Genomic DNA, 14,601 nt, shown 5'->3' on the forward strand with positions numbered 1-14,601 from the left:
GCGATCACGGCGTACGGTGTCCTCTCCCGCGGCCTGATCTCCGGCCACTTCGGCCGGGACCAGTTCCCCGCCCCCGGCCGCGCCCCCGGCCCGTTCGGCACCGGTGATCCGCCCATGCGTGGCGGTCACGTCGCCGCGGGCCCCCAGCGCCTCAACCGAGGAGCACTGTCAGGACCACGAACAGCAGGAGGATCCCGAGGACCACGGCCCAGACCGGCCAGACCCCGCGGCTGCCCGGCTCGTCGTGGCCGCCGCCGCGCGGGCGGTCCTCCGCCAGATCCGGATGCTTGGGGCGGTCCCGCCGGTAGAAGTTCCCGTCTCCAGCCATGCGCTCATCACTCCTTCACATGGACTCCGGCCGAGTACCCGGAAGCGGCCCGGGCCACACAGCACGGACGGACGACGGAGAGCGCAGCGCGGGCCCGCCCGGCCGAGCCGGCGCGGGACCGGGCCGCCGGGCGGACCAGGCACACCAGGCACCCCTGGCACGCACCCGGGCCGTCGGGCACCCCGGCCCGTCCGGCGCCGGGCCGGGCCGCACGGGAGGGGGCATGCACGCCGAAGAGGCCGGGCGCGCACAACGGGGTGCGTGCCCGGCCTCCTGCGGGTGGTCACCGCGGCCGGCCCGAGCGACGTCGCAGGTCAGGGCAAGTCGGGGCCGGCCGCGGAGTCGGCGGGGTGTCAGCCCAGGCGCTCGACCAGCGCGCGGTACTGGTCCCACAGCTCCTTGGGCGTGTGGTCGCCGAAGGTGTTGAGGTGCTCGGGGATGAGCGCCGCCTCCTCGCGCCAGACGTCCTTGTCGACGGTGAGCAGGAAGTCCAGGTCGGACTCCGACAGCTCCAGGCCGTCCGTGTCCAGGGCCTGCTTGGTCGGCAGGATGCCGATCGGGGTCTCCACGCCCTCGGCCCGGCCGGCCAGGCGGTCCACGATCCACTTCAGCACGCGGCTGTTCTCGCCGAAGCCGGGCCAGACGAACTTGCCCTCGTCGTTCTTGCGGAACCAGTTCACGTAGTAGATCTTCGGCAGCTTGGACTGGTCCTTGTCCTGGGCCACCTCGATCCAGTGGGCCATGTAGTCGCCCATGTTGTAGCCGCAGAACGGCAGCATGGCGAACGGGTCGCGGCGCAGCTCGCCGACCTTGCCCTCGGCCGCGGCGGTCTTCTCCGAGGCCACGTTCGCGCCGAGGAAGACGCCGTGGTTCCAGTCGAAGGACTCCGTCACCAGCGGCACCGCGCTGGCGCGGCGGCCGCCGAAGAGGATCGCCGAGATCGGCACGCCCTTGGGGTCCTCCCACTCCGGCGCGATGATCGGGCACTGCGCCGCCGGGACGGTGAAGCGGGCGTTGGGGTGCGCGGCAGGGGTCTGCGACTGGGGCGTCCAGTCATTGCCCTTCCAGTCGGTCAGATGGGCGGGCGGTTCCTCGGTCATGCCCTCCCACCACACGTCGTTGTCGTCGGTGAGGGCGACGTTGGTGAAGACCGCGTTGCCCCACAGCGTCTTCATCGCGTTGGCGTTGGTGTGCTCGCCGGTGCCGGGCGCGACGCCGAAGAAGCCGGCCTCGGGGTTGATCGCGTACAGGCGGCCGTCCTCGCCGAAGCGCATCCACGCGATGTCGTCGCCGATGGTCTCGACGGTCCAGCCGGAGATGGTCGGCTCCAGCATGGCGAGGTTCGTCTTGCCGCACGCGCTCGGGAAGGCTGCGGCGACGTACCTCGACTCCCCCTGCGGCGGGGTGAGCTTGAGGATGAGCATGTGCTCGGCCAGCCAGCCCTCGTCGCGCGCCATGACGGAGGCGATGCGCAGGGCGTAGCACTTCTTGCCGAGCAGGGCGTTGCCGCCGTAGCCGGATCCGTAGGACCAGATCTCACGGCTCTCGGGGAAGTGCGAGATGTACTTGGTGGAGTTGCACGGCCAGGGCACGTCCTCCTGGCCCGGCTCCAGCGGGGCGCCCAGGGTGTGGACGGCCTTGACGAAGAAGCCGCTGTCGCCCAGCTCGTCCAGGACCGGCCGGCCCATGCGGGTCATCGTGCGCATGGACACGGCGACGTAGGCGGAGTCGGTGATCTCCACGCCGATCGCGGACAGCGGCGACCCGAGCGGGCCCATGCAGAACGGAACGACGTACATCGTGCGGCCCCTCATGGAACCGCGGAAGATACCGCCCTTTCCGCCGGAGCCCTGGAAGACCTCCCGCATCTCCGCGGGCGCCTTCCAGTGGTTGGTCGGACCGGCGTCCTCCTCCTTCTCGGAGCAGATGAAGGTCCGGTCCTCGACGCGGGCGACGTCCGTCGGGTCGGAGGCCGCGTAGTAGGAGTGGGGGCGCTTGATCGGGTCGAGCCTCCGGAAGGTGCCCTTCTGGACGAGCTCCTCGCACAGTCGCTCGTACTCGGCCTCGGATCCGTCACACCAGACCACGCTGTCCGGCTGCGTCAGTTCGGCGATCTCACCGACCCACGAGATCAGTTCCTGGTGGTTGGTCGGGATGACGGGGGGAGCCGCGATGTCGCGCGCCACGATTGCTCCTAAATGAGGGATTTTTGTCCTTGTCGCCCCGTGGGGGCCGCGACCCGGATGCTTCGTAGCCGCTCATCCGGTGCCGACCGCACTCATTTGATCATCCGACGTTACCGCCCATCTGTCCAGAGCGCATCACAGGTGAGCACAGTGAGGAACGCCACGGTTTCCGTGTTTCTTTGCGCGCGCCTTGGGCAGGACTGAAGAACTTTTTGCGTTGCCCCTGTTGAGCGGTGCCCCTGACGGGTGACTTACGGGGGCGTAGGTACGATGCGGCCCATGACTGCGTCCGCTTCCGACGAGCCTATGGACACGCCGGCCGCCGGCCGCGGCCCCGTGCCGCTCTCCCTGCCGCATCCGGTCAAGCCCAGGCTGCGCGGCTGGCTCCACCTCGGCATGTTTCCGGCCGTACTCATCGCCGGGCTGGCCCTCACCGCGCTGGCCGACTCCCCCCGCGGCCGTCTGGCCTGCGGGATCTACGCACTCACCGCCTGCCTGCTCTTCGGCGTCAGCGCGCTGTACCACCGGGGCGACTGGAGCCCCCGCATGGACGGCCTGCTCCGCCGGCTCGACCACGCCAACATCTTCCTGATCATCGCGGGCACGTACACACCGCTGACCCTGCTGCTCCTGCCCGACTCCAAGGGACGCTGGCTGCTGTGGGGCATCTGGGCCGCGGCCGCCGCCGGCATCGCCTTCCGCGTCTTCTGGGTGGGCGCGCCGCGCTGGCTGTACACCCCGTGCTACATCGCGATGGGCTGGGCGGCCGTCTTCTACCTGCCCGACTTCGCGCAGAACGGCGGCATCGCCGTGCTCGCCCTGGTGATCACCGGGGGCGTCCTCTACAGCGCGGGCGGCGTGGTCTACGGCATCAAGCGGCCCAACCCGTCACCGCGCTGGTTCGGCTTCCACGAGGTCTTCCACGCCTTCACCCTGGCCGCCTTCGTCGCCCACTACATCTGCATCTCACTGGTGGCCTACCGGCACACGTAGGGGCTGTCCGGCGGCTCCCCACCCGCGGCCACGGCTCCTTCGGGACCGTGGCCGCCGCGCATCCCCTCCGCGGCCTCCCCCGCCCGCCGAACGCCGCACGGGGGCCGCGCACCGGCCGGCGCCCCGGAGCGCGGGCGGGTCACCGGGAACTCCCGGGCTGCCGGCGCGCTTTCCGTGCCATCCTGGCCGGGTGAACGGTCCGGAGATCCACGTGGAGTTCGCGCCCGGCCTGCACGTGTTCGTGCCCCATGCCCGGCGAGGGGGCGCCACCCCCGTGGCCACCGACGGCGTCTCGACGCTAGGGCACGTCGTCGAGTCCCTCGGCGTACCGCTGACGGAGGTCGGCTCGCTGCTCGTGGACGGCCGCGAGGTGCCGGTGTCGCACGTGCCGAAGGCCGCCGAGACGGTGCAGGTACGCGCCGTCGAGCGTCCTCAGCACGTCCCCGGCGCCCCCCTGCGCTTCCTGCTCGACGTCCACCTCGGCACCCTCGCCCGCCGGCTGCGCCTGCTGGGCGTCGACACGGCGTACGAGTCGGCGGACATCGGCGACCCGGCGCTCGCCGCCCGCTCGGCGGCCGAGAAGCGGGTCATGCTCAGCCGCGACCGGGGCCTGCTGCGCCGCCGCGAGCTGTGGGCGGGCGCCTTCGTCTACAGCACCCGCCCCGAGGACCAGCTGCAGGACGTCCTCGGCCGCTTCCACCCCCGGCTGCGCCCCTGGACCCGCTGCACCGCGTGCAACGGCCTGCTGCGGGAGGCCACCAAGGACGAGGTCGCCCACCAGCTCGAACACGGCACCCACCGCACCTACGACGTCTTCGCCCAGTGCCGCGACTGCGGCCGCGCGTACTGGAAGGGCGCCCACCACGACCGCCTGAAGGCCATCGTGGAGCGCGCGCTCGCCGAGTATCCGGGCCCGCCGTCCACCCGGACGCCGGGCTGACGGACGTCCCGCGCGCGGTGTGCGCCCGACCCGGACGCGCACCGTGGGACGTCCCACCGGGCGGCCGCGCTCAGCCGCCCAGCGCCGTGCGCAGCCGGTCCGGGTCCGTCGTCGGCGCGTCGCAGGTGAAGCCGCGGCACACGTACGCGGTCGCCGCGCCGTCCACCAGGGGACGGCCGGCCAGGAGCGGGAACTCTCCGTCGCCCGGCGTGCCCCAGGCGACGACGGCCCCCGGGGCGGTGCCCAGAAGCGCCGTCCGGCGCAGCGTCCTCGTCGCCTCGTCGTCGAGCGCGGGGCCGACGACCGCCACCTCGCGCGGCCCGTCCAGCAGGGCCTCGGCGACCGCGAGACCCCAGCCGATGAAACGCGGGACACGCGGAGCGAGCGCCTGCACGACGCCCAACGCCCGCTCGGCGGCGGTGCGGTGGCGTTCGGAGCCGGTGTGCGCCGCATAGCCGAGCAGGGCACCCGCGGCGGCCGTCCACCCCGACGGCGTGGCGTTGTCGGTGGGGTCCTGGGGCCGGCGGATCAGCCGCTCGGCGTCGGACGCGGTGTCGTACAGGGTGCCGGAGTCGTCGGTGAACAGGGTGAGGACGTGGTCGAGGAGCAGCCCCGCGAACTCCAGCCAGACGCCCTCCCCGGTGACGGAGGCGAGGGCGAGGAAGCCCTCGGCGACGTCGGCGTAGTCCTCCAGCACGCCCGCGTTCGTGCCGGCCCGGCCGTCCCTGCTGGTGCGGACGAGCCGCGCGTGGTCGTCCAGGTGCAGCCGTACGAGCAGGTCGGCGGCGCCGGCCGCCGCGTCGACCAGGTCGGGACGGTCGAAGCAGGCGCCGGTCTCGGCGAGGGCGGCGACCGCGAGGCCGTTCCAGGCGGCCACCACCTTGTCGTCGCGGCCGGGAGCGGGCCGCCGGCCGCGCGCCTCCAGCAGCCGGTTCCTGACGGAGGCCACCCGCTGGGCGTCGAACACCCCCTCCTGCTGCGGAAGCTGCAGGACGGAGGCCCCGTGCTCGAAGGTGCCCTCCTCGGTGACGCCGAAGTACCGGGCGGCGAGGTCGGCGTCCTCGTCCCCGAGGACATCGCGCAGTTGCGCGGGCGTCCACACGTAGAAGGCGCCCTCCACGTGCCGGCCGGTCCCGTCGTCGCTGTCCGCGTCCAGCGCGGAGGCGAACCCGCCCTCGGGGGTGCCCAGTTCGCGGACCATGAAGTCGGCCGTCTCCAGTGCGACCCGGCGGGCCGCCGTCGAGCCGGTGGCGCGCCACAGGTGGGTGTAGACCCGGCACAGCAGCGCGTTGTCGTAGAGCATCTTCTCGAAGTGCGGCACGACCCAGTCGCGGTCCACCGAGTAGCGGGCGAAGCCGCCGCCGAGCTGGTCGTACAGCCCGCCGCGCGCCATGCGCTCGCACGTGTCCTGTGCCATCTGCAGGGCGCCCTCGGAGCCGGTGCGGGCGTGGTGGCGCAGCAGGAACTCGATCACCATGGACGGCGGGAACTTCGGCGCGCCACCGAAACCGCCGCGCTGCGGGTCGTACTCCCGGGTCAGGCCGAGCAGGGCCTGCGCGAGTTCCTCCTGGCCGGGCACCCGTGTGCCGCCGAAGGCGAGCTCGCGGCCGGCGAGCTCCCGCACGATCTTCGTGGCGACGTCGGTGACCTCCTCGCGCCGGGTGTCCCAGGCCTGCTGGACGCCTCCCAGGACCTGCCGGAAGGAGGGCATGCCGTGGCGGGGCGCCGGCGGGAAGTACGTGCCGAAGTAGAAGGGCTCGGCGTCGGGGGTGAGGAACACGGTCATGGGCCAGCCGCCCTGCCCCGTGGCCGCCTGCACGGCCTCCATGTAGACGGCGTCGACGTCGGGACGCTCCTCGCGGTCGACCTTGACGCTGACGAAGTGCTCGTTCAGGAAGTCTGCGGTGGCGCGGTCCTCGAAGGACTCGTGGGCCATCACATGGCACCAGTGGCAGCTGCTGTACCCGATGCTCAGCAGCACGGGCACGTCACGCCGCCGCGCCTCCTCGAAGGCCGCGCCCGACCAGGGCCACCAGTCCACCGGGTTGTCGGCGTGCTGGAGCAGGTACGGGGACGTCTCGTGAGCCAGTCGGTTCGGCATGACCCCATCCTGCCTCACGTGCCCCGGGCGGGTGCGGAACGTGACCTCGCCCGGCCCGGCCCGTGGCCGCGACCCGGGCGCGGGCGGACGCGGGGCGCGGCCGCGACCCGGGCGCGGGCGGACGCGGGGCGCGGCCGGGTGCGGGGACGACGGTTCCGGGGAGCCGCCGACGACGGTCCCCGGCGCCGCCCCGTGGTCAGCTCCGGCGGGGCCGGGAGTCCGCCGGAGCGGCCGCGGACTCCGCCTTCGGATCCGCGGCCTCCTTGAAGTCGACCTTGCCCATGTGGCGGCTCATGGACTTCATCAGACCCCACACGGCGAGGCCCATCGCCGCGAAGACGATGAAGCCGAGGATGCCGGGGGAGACCTTGTTCTGGTCGACCTCGGCGAGGTGGACCAGATGCGTCATTGCCAGGCTCGCGCTTGCGCTCATGTCAGGCATTGTCCCTCAGCTCCGCCGGATGCCCGCAAAGAGGTCGTCCTCGGGGAGCGAGGTGTCGACGAGGGACTTCGCGAGCTCGTACTCCTCCGTCGGCCAGACCTCCTTCTGCACCTCCATCGGCACCCGGAACCAGCCGCCGTCGGGGTCGATCTGCGTGGCGTGCGCGATCAGCGCCTTGTCGCGGATCTCGAAGAAGTCCGCGCAGGGGACGTGCGTGGTGAGCGTGCGCTCCCTGTGGCCGGACTCCTCCCAGCGCTTGAGCCACTCGCCGTAGGGGGACTCCAGACCGCGGTCCAGCATGGCCTGGTGCAGCGCCTCGGTGCGGGGGCGGTTGAAGCCCTGGTTGTAGTACAGCTTCAGCGGCCGGTACGCGGGACCGAACTCGTCCTCGGGGTACTTCTCGGGGTCCGCCGCGCCCTCGAACGCCACCATGGAGATCTTGTGGGTCATGATGTGGTCGGGGTGCGGGTAGCCGCCGTTCTCGTCGTAGGTGGTGATCACCTGCGGGCGGAAGGAGCGGATCTGCTTCACCAGCTCGCCGGCCGCCTTGTCGACGTCCTCCAGGGCGAAGCAGCCCTCCGGCAGCGGCGGCAGCGGATCGCCCTCGGGCAGGCCGGAGTCGACGAAGCCGAGCCACTCCTGCCGGACGCCGAGGATCTCCCGGGCCTCGTCCATCTCCTTCTTGCGCACCTCGTGGATGTGCTCCTCGACGTACTTGTCGCCCTGGAGCTTGGGGTTGAGGATGGAGCCGCGCTCTCCGCCCGTGCAGGTCACCACCAGCACCTCCACCCCTTCGGACACGTACTTCGCCATGGTGGCCGCGCCCTTGCTCGACTCGTCGTCGGGGTGCGCGTGCACGGCCATCAGTCGCAGCTGGTCAGTCAAGGCTCAGTCCTCAGGTAAGTCGGCGCCCGGTGTCGGCGCGCAGTCAACAGGGGCCGTCCCGCCGGAACGTCTTCCGGGGTGGCGGTCGGGCTGCGGTGCGGGGGCTTCTATAGTGACCGAATCGTGGGGCGAATAATTCCGGGGTGTCCCTCCGGGCGCCCCCGCGGGACCGCCGTCCCGCCCCTGCCGAGAGGAAGATCATGAGCACGGCGAGCACCCGGCTGCCCGAGGGCCGCTACGGCCGCTCCCCGGACGGGCGCGCCGACCACACGCTCAAGATCGTCGGTGCCGTTCTCGGCGCGATCCTCATCGCACTGATCGGCTACTTCGCCTACGACTACGTCGGCGGGAGCAGGATCAGCGGTCAGGTGATCACCTTCGAGGCCTCCGACCACGCGGTCAGGGTCCATCTGGAGGTCCGCAAGGACGCCGGCACGCGCGGGTACTGCACCCTGCGCTCGCAGGACGAGCACCGCTTGGAGGTGGGGCGCGCGGACTTCCGCTTCGACGAGCACGCCACACGGATCGACAAGGTCGTCACGCTGCGTACGACGGCGCGGGGCACCACGGCCGAACTGCTCGGCTGCCACGCCGGCTGAGGTCTCGCGTCAGCCGGAATACGTAGCCGCCGAAGTGCGTTGACGGCAATCTGTGGGCTTATGTCCTCCCCCTTCGGGCCGTGAATTGTTAGGCTCGTGGTTTCGCCCATCCATGAGTGAACATTCTTCTGGGTAGGGCGATGCTTTGTATTCCCAGTACCGACGAGGAGCACCTGTGACCCAGACCAGCGAGAACGTCACCTGGCTGACCCAGGAGGCGTACAACAAGCTCAAGGACGAGCTTGAGTACCTTACTGGTCCTGCGCGCACGGAGATCGCCGCCAAGATCGCGGCCGCGCGCGAGGAGGGCGACCTGCGCGAGAACGGCGGGTACCACGCGGCCAAGGAGGAGCAGGGCAAGCAGGAGCTCCGCGTGCGCCAGCTCACCCAGCTCCTGGAGAACGCCAAGGTCGGCGAGCCGCCGGCCGCGGACGGTGCCGTCGCGCCCGGCATGGTCGTGACGATCGCCTTCGACGGCGACGAGGACGACACCCTGACCTTCCTGCTCGCCTCGCGCGAGTACGCGAGCGCCGAGATCGAGACCTACTCGCCGCAGTCCCCGCTCGGCGCGGGCGTGATCGGCCACAAGGTCGGCGAGGACGCGGAGTACGAGCTGCCCAACGGCAAGAAGGCCTGCGTCAGGATCCTGAAGGCGGAGCCCTACACGGGCTGAGCCCGGCCCGTCAACGGACCGGCTCCGCTCGGCACCTTCGCCCTTCGACGAGCCCCCGGCGCGCATGTCCCGCCGGGGGCTCCGTCATGCCCGGACCGGACGTCCGGGCGGGCGACACGGCCGCGCGGGCCGGCCCCGCCGCACTTCCGCTCAGACGCCGGCCGAGCGGTACTTCCGTACGGCCAGGGTGCGGAAGACGACGATGATCGCCGCCGAGTAGATCAGCGAGGCCCAGACCGGGTGCTGCATGGGCCAGGCGTCCGACTGCGACTGGCCCGGGTTGGCGAACAGCACCCGGCAGGCCTGCACCGTGGCGCTGAACGGGTTCCACTCGGCGATGTGCCGCAGCCAGGGGGTCATGTTGCTGGAATCCACGAAGGCGTTCGAGATGAACGTGACCGGGAAGAGCCAGATCAGTCCGCCCGAGGTGGCCGCCTCGGGCGTGCGGACCGACAGGCCGATCAGGGCACCGATCCAGGTGAAGGCGTAGCCGAGGAGGAGCAGCAGGCCGAAGGCGCCGAGCACCTTGCCGACGTTGGTGTCGCCGTTCGACCCGACGCGCCAGCCGACCAGCACGGCGACCACGGCGAGGACGAGCAGGGTCAGCGCCGTCTGCACCAGGTCGGCGAAGGTGCGGCCGGTCAGCACGGCGCCCCGCGCCATGGGCAGCGAGCGGAAGCGGTCGATCAGCCCCTTGTGCATGTCGTCGGCGATGCCCGCCCCGGCGCCGGCGGTGGCGAACGTGACCGTCTGCGCGAAGATGCCCGCCATGAGGAAGTTCTTGTAGGCCTCGGGGTCGGTGGTGTTGCCGATGCGCATCGAACCGCCGAAGACGTACGAGAACAGCACCACGAACATGATCGGCTGGATGAGCCCGAAGATGACCATCTCGGGGATCCGCGACATCCGGATCAGGTTGCGCTTGGCCACGACCAGCGAGTCACGGACGGACTGGCTGACGGCGTTGCCGGGCGTCGCGGTGCGCGCGGTGTCGGTGAGGGCGGTCACTGGGCGGTCTCCTTCTTGCGCCGGCGGTCCCTGGTGTCCGTACCGCCGTCGTGGTTGTCGTCGATGTCGTCGATGGCGTCGAAGGCGTCCTTCGATTCGGCGACGTGACCGGTCAGGGACAGGAACACGTCGTCGAGGGTGGGGCGGCGCAGGCCGATGTCGTCGATCTCGATGCCGCGGGCGTCCAGCTCGCGGATGACCTCGGCCAGCAGCTTCGCGCCACCGGTGACGGGCACCGTGAGGCGGCGGGTGTGCTCCTCGGTGGTGACGTCGCCCTTGCCGAAGCCGCGCAGCACCTCGGCCGCGGTGCCCGTGTGCGCACGCTCGTGCACCACGACCTCCACGCGCTCCCCGCCCGTGCGGGCCTTGAGCTCGTCGGACGTGCCGCGGGCGATGACCCGGCCGTGGTCGACGACCGCGATGTCGTGCGCCAGGTGGTCGGCCTCCTCGAGGTACTGCGTGGTCAGCAGCAGCGTCGTACCGCCCGAGACCAGCTGCTTGATGACCTCCCACAGCTGCTGGCGGTTGCGCGGGTCGAGCCCGGTCGTCGGCTCGTCCATGAACATCACGGGCGGGGAGACCACGAGCGCGGCCGCGAGGTCCAGCCGGCGGCGCATACCGCCGGAGTACGTCTTCGCGGGCCGGTCGGCGGCGTCCGCCAGGTTGAACTGCTCGAGCAGCTCCCCGGCCCGGGCCTTCGCCGCCCTGGCCCGCATCTGGTACAGCTGCCCCACCATCTGGAGGTTCTCGCGGCCGGTCAGGTACTCGTCGACCGCGGCGAACTGGCCGGACAGCCCGATCGAACGCCGCACCTCGTTGGGCTGGGCCACCACGTCGAGTCCCGCGACGACGGCCCGGCCGCTGTCGGGGCGCAGCAGGGTCGTCAGGCAGCGGACGGCGGTCGTCTTGCCCGCGCCGTTCGGCCCGAGCAGTCCCAGCACCGTGCCCTCGGGGACGTCGAGGTCGACGCCGTCCAGAGCCCTTACGTCACCGAAGGTCTTCACCAGGCCTTCGGCATGGATGGCGCCTGGCATGTGAGTCTCCCCGTCGTAGATCGGTCGGAAATTCGGTTGGAAAAGCTTGCGTTCGCACGTACTACACACCTGGAGGGTGGTGCGCGCCACACAGTAACGCGATGTATCGCGTCTGTCGACGACCTTTCCCGAACGAGTGGCGAAGGGGGTGCCGCCAGGCACACCGTGGCCGACGGGCCGTCAGGCGCACCCGAATCGGGCCGGGCACGACGGCGCGCAGCACTCCCGGTAGGAGTGCGCCTCGCCCTCTGCCCGTCGGGCCCGCACGACCCCGGTGGGCTCAGTCGATGACCGTGTAGCCGGCGTCGCGCAGTGCCTGGTCGAGCTCGGCGCAGTGCGCCGGACCCTTCGTCTCCAGGTGCAGCTCCACCTCCGCCTCCGTGAGCCCGAGCCGTGGATCGGTCCGCACATGGCTCACGTCGAGGACGTTAGCGTCGGCCACTGACAACACCCCGAGAAGCGTCGCGAGCGCGCCGGGCCGGTCCGTCAGACGCAGCCGGACGGCCAGGTAGCGGCCCTGCGCGGCCATGCCGTGGCGCAGGACGCGCTGCAGCAGCACCGGATCGACGTTGCCGCCGGACAGCACCGCCACCACCGGCCCCTCGAAGGCGTGCGGGTCGCTCAGCAGCGCCGCCACCGGGCTGGCCCCGGCCGGCTCCACCACCAGCTTGGCCCGCTCCAGGCACAGCAGCAGCGCGGCGGACAGCGCGTCCTCACTGACCGTGCGCACCTCGTCCACCAGGTCACGGACGATCCCGAAGGGCACGACGCCCGGTCGTCCGACCCTGATGCCGTCGGCCATCGTCACCGGATGCTCGATGGCCACCGGGCGCCCGGCCTCCAGCGAGGGCGGGTACGCCGCTGAGCCCGTCGCCTGCACCCCGACGATCCGCACGTCCGGCCGCAGCCCCTTCACCGCCACGGCGACACCGGCGGCGAGCCCGCCGCCGCCCATGCCGACGACGACCGTCCGCACCTCCGGGCACTGCTCCAGGATCTCCAGCCCGACCACCCCCTGGCCCGCGATGACGTCGGGGTGGTCGAACGGGTGGATGAACACCGCGCCCGTCGCCGCCGCGTACTCCTGGGCCGCGGCCAGCGTCTCGTCGACCACCTGGCCGTGCAGGCGCACCTCGGCCCCGTACTCACGGGTGGCGCTGATCTTGGGCAGCGGCGCGCTCCTCGGCATGAAGACCGTGGCGTGCACCCCGAGCAGCGACGACGCCAGGGCGACGCCCTGCGCGTGGTTCCCGGCGCTCGCGGCGACCACCCCGGCGGCACGCTCCTCGGGCAGCAGCCCGGCGATGCGCACGTAGGCGCCGCGCAGCTTGAACGACCCCGTACGCTGCAGGTTCTCGCACTTGAGCTGCACCGGCGCGCCCACGAGCCGGGACAGGTGCCTGCTGCCCTCCATCGCGGTCACCCGGGCGACACCCGAGAGCATCTTCTGGGCGCCGCGGACGTCGTCGAGGGTGACCGGCGGCAGGCTGTCGGCCGTGCGGTGGTTCATGAGGCCCAGTCTCGCAGTTCCCCGGCGCGGAACGGCGGTGTGACGAACCGGCGGTACGGGTTCTCGCAGCGCCGGTACGCCCCGCCGCCCGGCCGCGTAACCTGTCCACCAACCCAGCACCCCTTCATGAAGTGAGCCCCCGGCCATGCCCACACCTGAAATGTCGATGGACATGACGACCGCCGGTGATCCCGGTCTTCTCGACACGCTGCAGCACGAGGTGGCGCTGTTCGCCCGACGTGCCGAACAGACCCGGCTCGGCGGAGTCGGGCAGGTGCGCAACTCCATGGACCGCGCCGCCTACCTGCTGCTCAACCGCCTCGACACCGAGGGCCCGATGGGCGTCAAGGCGCTCGCGGCCAGCATGGGCATCGACTCCTCCACCGTCACCCGGCAGGTGGCACCCCTCGTCGACACCGGGCTGGTCAAGCGCACCTCGCACCCGGAGGACGGGCGGGCGGTCGTCCTCCAGCTGTCCCCGCGCGGGCTGGCGCGGCTGGAGGAGGTGCGGTCGTCCCGGCGCCGGCTGATGGCCGAGCTGACCCACGACTGGACGCCCGAGGACCGCGAGACCTTCTGCGCCCTGCTGACGCGCTTCAACCGGGCCCTCTCCGCCCGCCAGACGGCCCAGGGAACGCCGGGTACGGAGACCCGCCCGGCATCCTGACCCGCTGTCGCGGCTCTTGACCCGGGGACCCCGCCTGGCCTCAGATGAGACCGGGTCCCCGTCGTACGCGGCCGCGCAGTCCGCACGCGCGCGGAGTCCCCTTTCGGGAGGGCGGCCTTCGGCGGGGAGGCACGGTGCGAGAACGGCAGGCGTCCCACGAGGCTCGCCGGGACGGTGAGTTCGCGGCGTTCGTCGCCGGAGCGGCGGGCCGAATGCTGCACGCCGCCACGCTGCTCACCGCGGAGGCCCCGGACGCCAACCCGCGGGCTCGGCGCCTGCTGACGCTGGCCCTCGCGCGCACGTATGCCGACTGGGACCGGCTGCGCGGCGAGGACCCCTACGACCACGCCCGCCACTGCCTGGCCACCCGCTTCTGGCGCGAGGCGTGGCACCGGCACGGCGGCCCCGGCCGCTCCCGCCCGGGGCCCGTCGGCGTGCTGGCCGCCCTGAGCTCGCAGGAGCGGCTGATCCTCGTCCTCAGACTGTACGAAGGGGTCGCCGAGGAGCAGGCGGCGGCACTGCTCGGTCTGCCCGCGGACCGGGTCCGCGCCCTCTGCGAACGCGCGACCGTCACCCTCACCCACGGCCCCCACGCCCGTCCGGCACCGCTGTCGGAGCCGGGCGCCGGCGGAACCGGCCGTGCGGTGGGTCCGTGAGGGCGGCCGGGCGGGAGCCGGCGGCCGAAGGGGGTGGCCGGTGTGAACCGGGTGGAACGTGAGACGGCGGTGCGGCGGATGCTGGAGCAGGCCTCACCACCGGTACCGCCGGATCTGTGCGCGGAGGCCGTACGGCGTGGCGGCCGCATGCTGCGCCGCCGGGCGCTCGCGCTCCGGGTGACGGGGCTGCTGCTGCTCGCCGCCTCCGTGGCCTTCGCCGTGTGGGCGCTCACGGCGCGCCCGTGGGCGGAGCCCCCGTCGCAGACGACTCCGCCGGTGAGCGGCTGGTGACGGACGACGACCGTCACCCGCCCGACGGTCCTCCCGAAGCGGTCGCCATCAGCGTCGCCGTCGCCGTCGTCGCCCTCGCTGTCGATGCCGAGGGGGGTGCCGGTGTCGCCACCGTCCGGGCGTGACCGGCCCGCACCCGCGTCGGCCCGGCCCGGGGGGACGGGCCGACGGGAGCGCGCGTCCTAGTGCCGCAGCAGGCAACGTTTGCCCGTCAAGGAGTGGCGTCCGGTGCGTGCTCTCGGCGTGCCGGCCGGACGCCCTCGTACTGGATGTACTCGGGCTTCCGGC

At 72.2% G+C, this 14,601-nt stretch carries 16 protein-coding genes; 8 read left to right on the forward strand and 8 right to left on the reverse strand.

The features are described 5' to 3' along the window. Positions 1 to 151 precede the first annotated feature (151 nt). A complete protein-coding gene (locus tag ACWDNY_RS29260) occupies positions 152 to 328 on the reverse strand; it encodes a hypothetical protein (RefSeq protein ID WP_451648823.1) in 177 nt (58 codons plus the stop codon). Positions 329 to 681: 353 nt separating this feature from the next. Beyond that, positions 682 to 2,514, reverse strand: a complete 1,833-nt coding sequence (locus ACWDNY_RS29265) for a phosphoenolpyruvate carboxykinase (GTP) (protein WP_451648824.1) — start codon at positions 2,512 to 2,514, stop codon at positions 682 to 684. 279 nt (positions 2,515 to 2,793) lie between these two features. On the opposite strand from ACWDNY_RS29265, the gene trhA reads away from it, so the two are divergent. Then, positions 2,794 to 3,507, forward strand: coding sequence for a PAQR family membrane homeostasis protein TrhA (gene trhA / locus ACWDNY_RS29270; RefSeq protein ID WP_451648825.1), 714 nt, complete (start codon positions 2,794 to 2,796; stop codon positions 3,505 to 3,507). Between the two features lie 190 nt (positions 3,508 to 3,697). Beyond that, on the forward strand, positions 3,698 to 4,447 hold the full coding sequence (locus ACWDNY_RS29275; protein ID WP_451648826.1) for a Mut7-C RNAse domain-containing protein: 750 nt from the start codon (positions 3,698 to 3,700) through the stop codon (positions 4,445 to 4,447). Positions 4,448 to 4,517: 70 nt separating this feature from the next. Here ACWDNY_RS29275 and ACWDNY_RS29280 read toward each other — a convergent pair whose 3' ends face one another. The 3 genes from ACWDNY_RS29280 to mca form a co-directional block, all read right to left on the reverse strand. After that, a complete protein-coding gene (locus ACWDNY_RS29280; protein ID WP_451648827.1) occupies positions 4,518 to 6,548 on the reverse strand; it encodes a thioredoxin domain-containing protein in 2,031 nt (676 codons plus the stop codon). Positions 6,549 to 6,744: 196 nt separating this feature from the next. Continuing rightward, a complete protein-coding gene (locus tag ACWDNY_RS29285; RefSeq protein ID WP_451648828.1) occupies positions 6,745 to 6,990 on the reverse strand; it encodes a hypothetical protein in 246 nt (81 codons plus the stop codon). A gap of 6 nt (positions 6,991 to 6,996) precedes the next feature. Further along, on the reverse strand, positions 6,997 to 7,854 hold the full coding sequence (gene mca, locus ACWDNY_RS29290) for a mycothiol conjugate amidase Mca (RefSeq protein ID WP_451648837.1): 858 nt from the start codon (positions 7,852 to 7,854) through the stop codon (positions 6,997 to 6,999). A 221-nt stretch (positions 7,855 to 8,075) separates the two neighbouring features. Between mca and ACWDNY_RS29295 the strand changes: the two genes are divergently transcribed. Beyond that, on the forward strand, positions 8,076 to 8,474 hold the full coding sequence (locus ACWDNY_RS29295; RefSeq protein WP_451648829.1) for a DUF4307 domain-containing protein: 399 nt from the start codon (positions 8,076 to 8,078) through the stop codon (positions 8,472 to 8,474). A 175-nt stretch (positions 8,475 to 8,649) separates the two neighbouring features. After that, positions 8,650 to 9,147 carry a transcription elongation factor GreA gene (gene greA / locus ACWDNY_RS29300; RefSeq protein WP_451648830.1) on the forward strand — a complete coding sequence of 166 codons (498 nt, stop codon included), beginning with the start codon at positions 8,650 to 8,652 and terminating at the stop codon, positions 9,145 to 9,147. A 150-nt stretch (positions 9,148 to 9,297) separates the two neighbouring features. Here the strand turns inward: greA and ACWDNY_RS29305 are convergent, their stop codons facing one another. The 3 genes from ACWDNY_RS29305 to ilvA form a co-directional block, all read right to left on the reverse strand. Beyond that, the gene (locus ACWDNY_RS29305) at positions 9,298 to 10,155 is read right to left on the reverse strand and encodes an ABC transporter permease (RefSeq protein WP_451648831.1); all 858 of its coding nucleotides are present in this window, start codon (positions 10,153 to 10,155) and stop codon (positions 9,298 to 9,300) included. Further along, the gene (locus ACWDNY_RS29310) at positions 10,152 to 11,189 is read right to left on the reverse strand and encodes an ATP-binding cassette domain-containing protein (RefSeq protein WP_451648832.1); all 1,038 of its coding nucleotides are present in this window, start codon (positions 11,187 to 11,189) and stop codon (positions 10,152 to 10,154) included. Before ACWDNY_RS29310 ends, ACWDNY_RS29305 begins: the two co-directional genes overlap by 4 nt. 280 nt (positions 11,190 to 11,469) lie before the next feature. After that, positions 11,470 to 12,699, reverse strand: coding sequence for a threonine ammonia-lyase (gene ilvA, locus ACWDNY_RS29315; RefSeq protein WP_451648833.1), 1,230 nt, complete (start codon positions 12,697 to 12,699; stop codon positions 11,470 to 11,472). Positions 12,700 to 12,859: 160 nt separating this feature from the next. On the opposite strand from ilvA, the gene ACWDNY_RS29320 reads away from it, so the two are divergent. The 4 genes from ACWDNY_RS29320 to ACWDNY_RS29335 all read left to right on the forward strand — a co-directional run bounded on the left by ACWDNY_RS29320 (position 12,860) and on the right by ACWDNY_RS29335 (position 14,438). After that, a complete protein-coding gene (locus tag ACWDNY_RS29320) occupies positions 12,860 to 13,366 on the forward strand; it encodes a MarR family winged helix-turn-helix transcriptional regulator (protein ID WP_451648838.1) in 507 nt (168 codons plus the stop codon). A gap of 134 nt (positions 13,367 to 13,500) precedes the next feature. Continuing rightward, the gene (locus ACWDNY_RS29325; protein ID WP_451648834.1) at positions 13,501 to 14,022 is read left to right on the forward strand and encodes a sigma factor-like helix-turn-helix DNA-binding protein; all 522 of its coding nucleotides are present in this window, start codon (positions 13,501 to 13,503) and stop codon (positions 14,020 to 14,022) included. A 42-nt stretch (positions 14,023 to 14,064) separates the two neighbouring features. Continuing rightward, the gene (locus tag ACWDNY_RS29330) at positions 14,065 to 14,313 is read left to right on the forward strand and encodes a hypothetical protein (RefSeq protein ID WP_451648835.1); all 249 of its coding nucleotides are present in this window, start codon (positions 14,065 to 14,067) and stop codon (positions 14,311 to 14,313) included. Further along, positions 14,310 to 14,438 carry a hypothetical protein gene (locus ACWDNY_RS29335; RefSeq protein WP_451648836.1) on the forward strand — a complete coding sequence of 43 codons (129 nt, stop codon included), beginning with the start codon at positions 14,310 to 14,312 and terminating at the stop codon, positions 14,436 to 14,438. Before ACWDNY_RS29330 ends, ACWDNY_RS29335 begins: the two co-directional genes overlap by 4 nt. Positions 14,439 to 14,601 lie beyond the last annotated feature (163 nt).

It is taken from the genome of Streptomyces sp. NPDC003697, assembly GCF_053587115.1.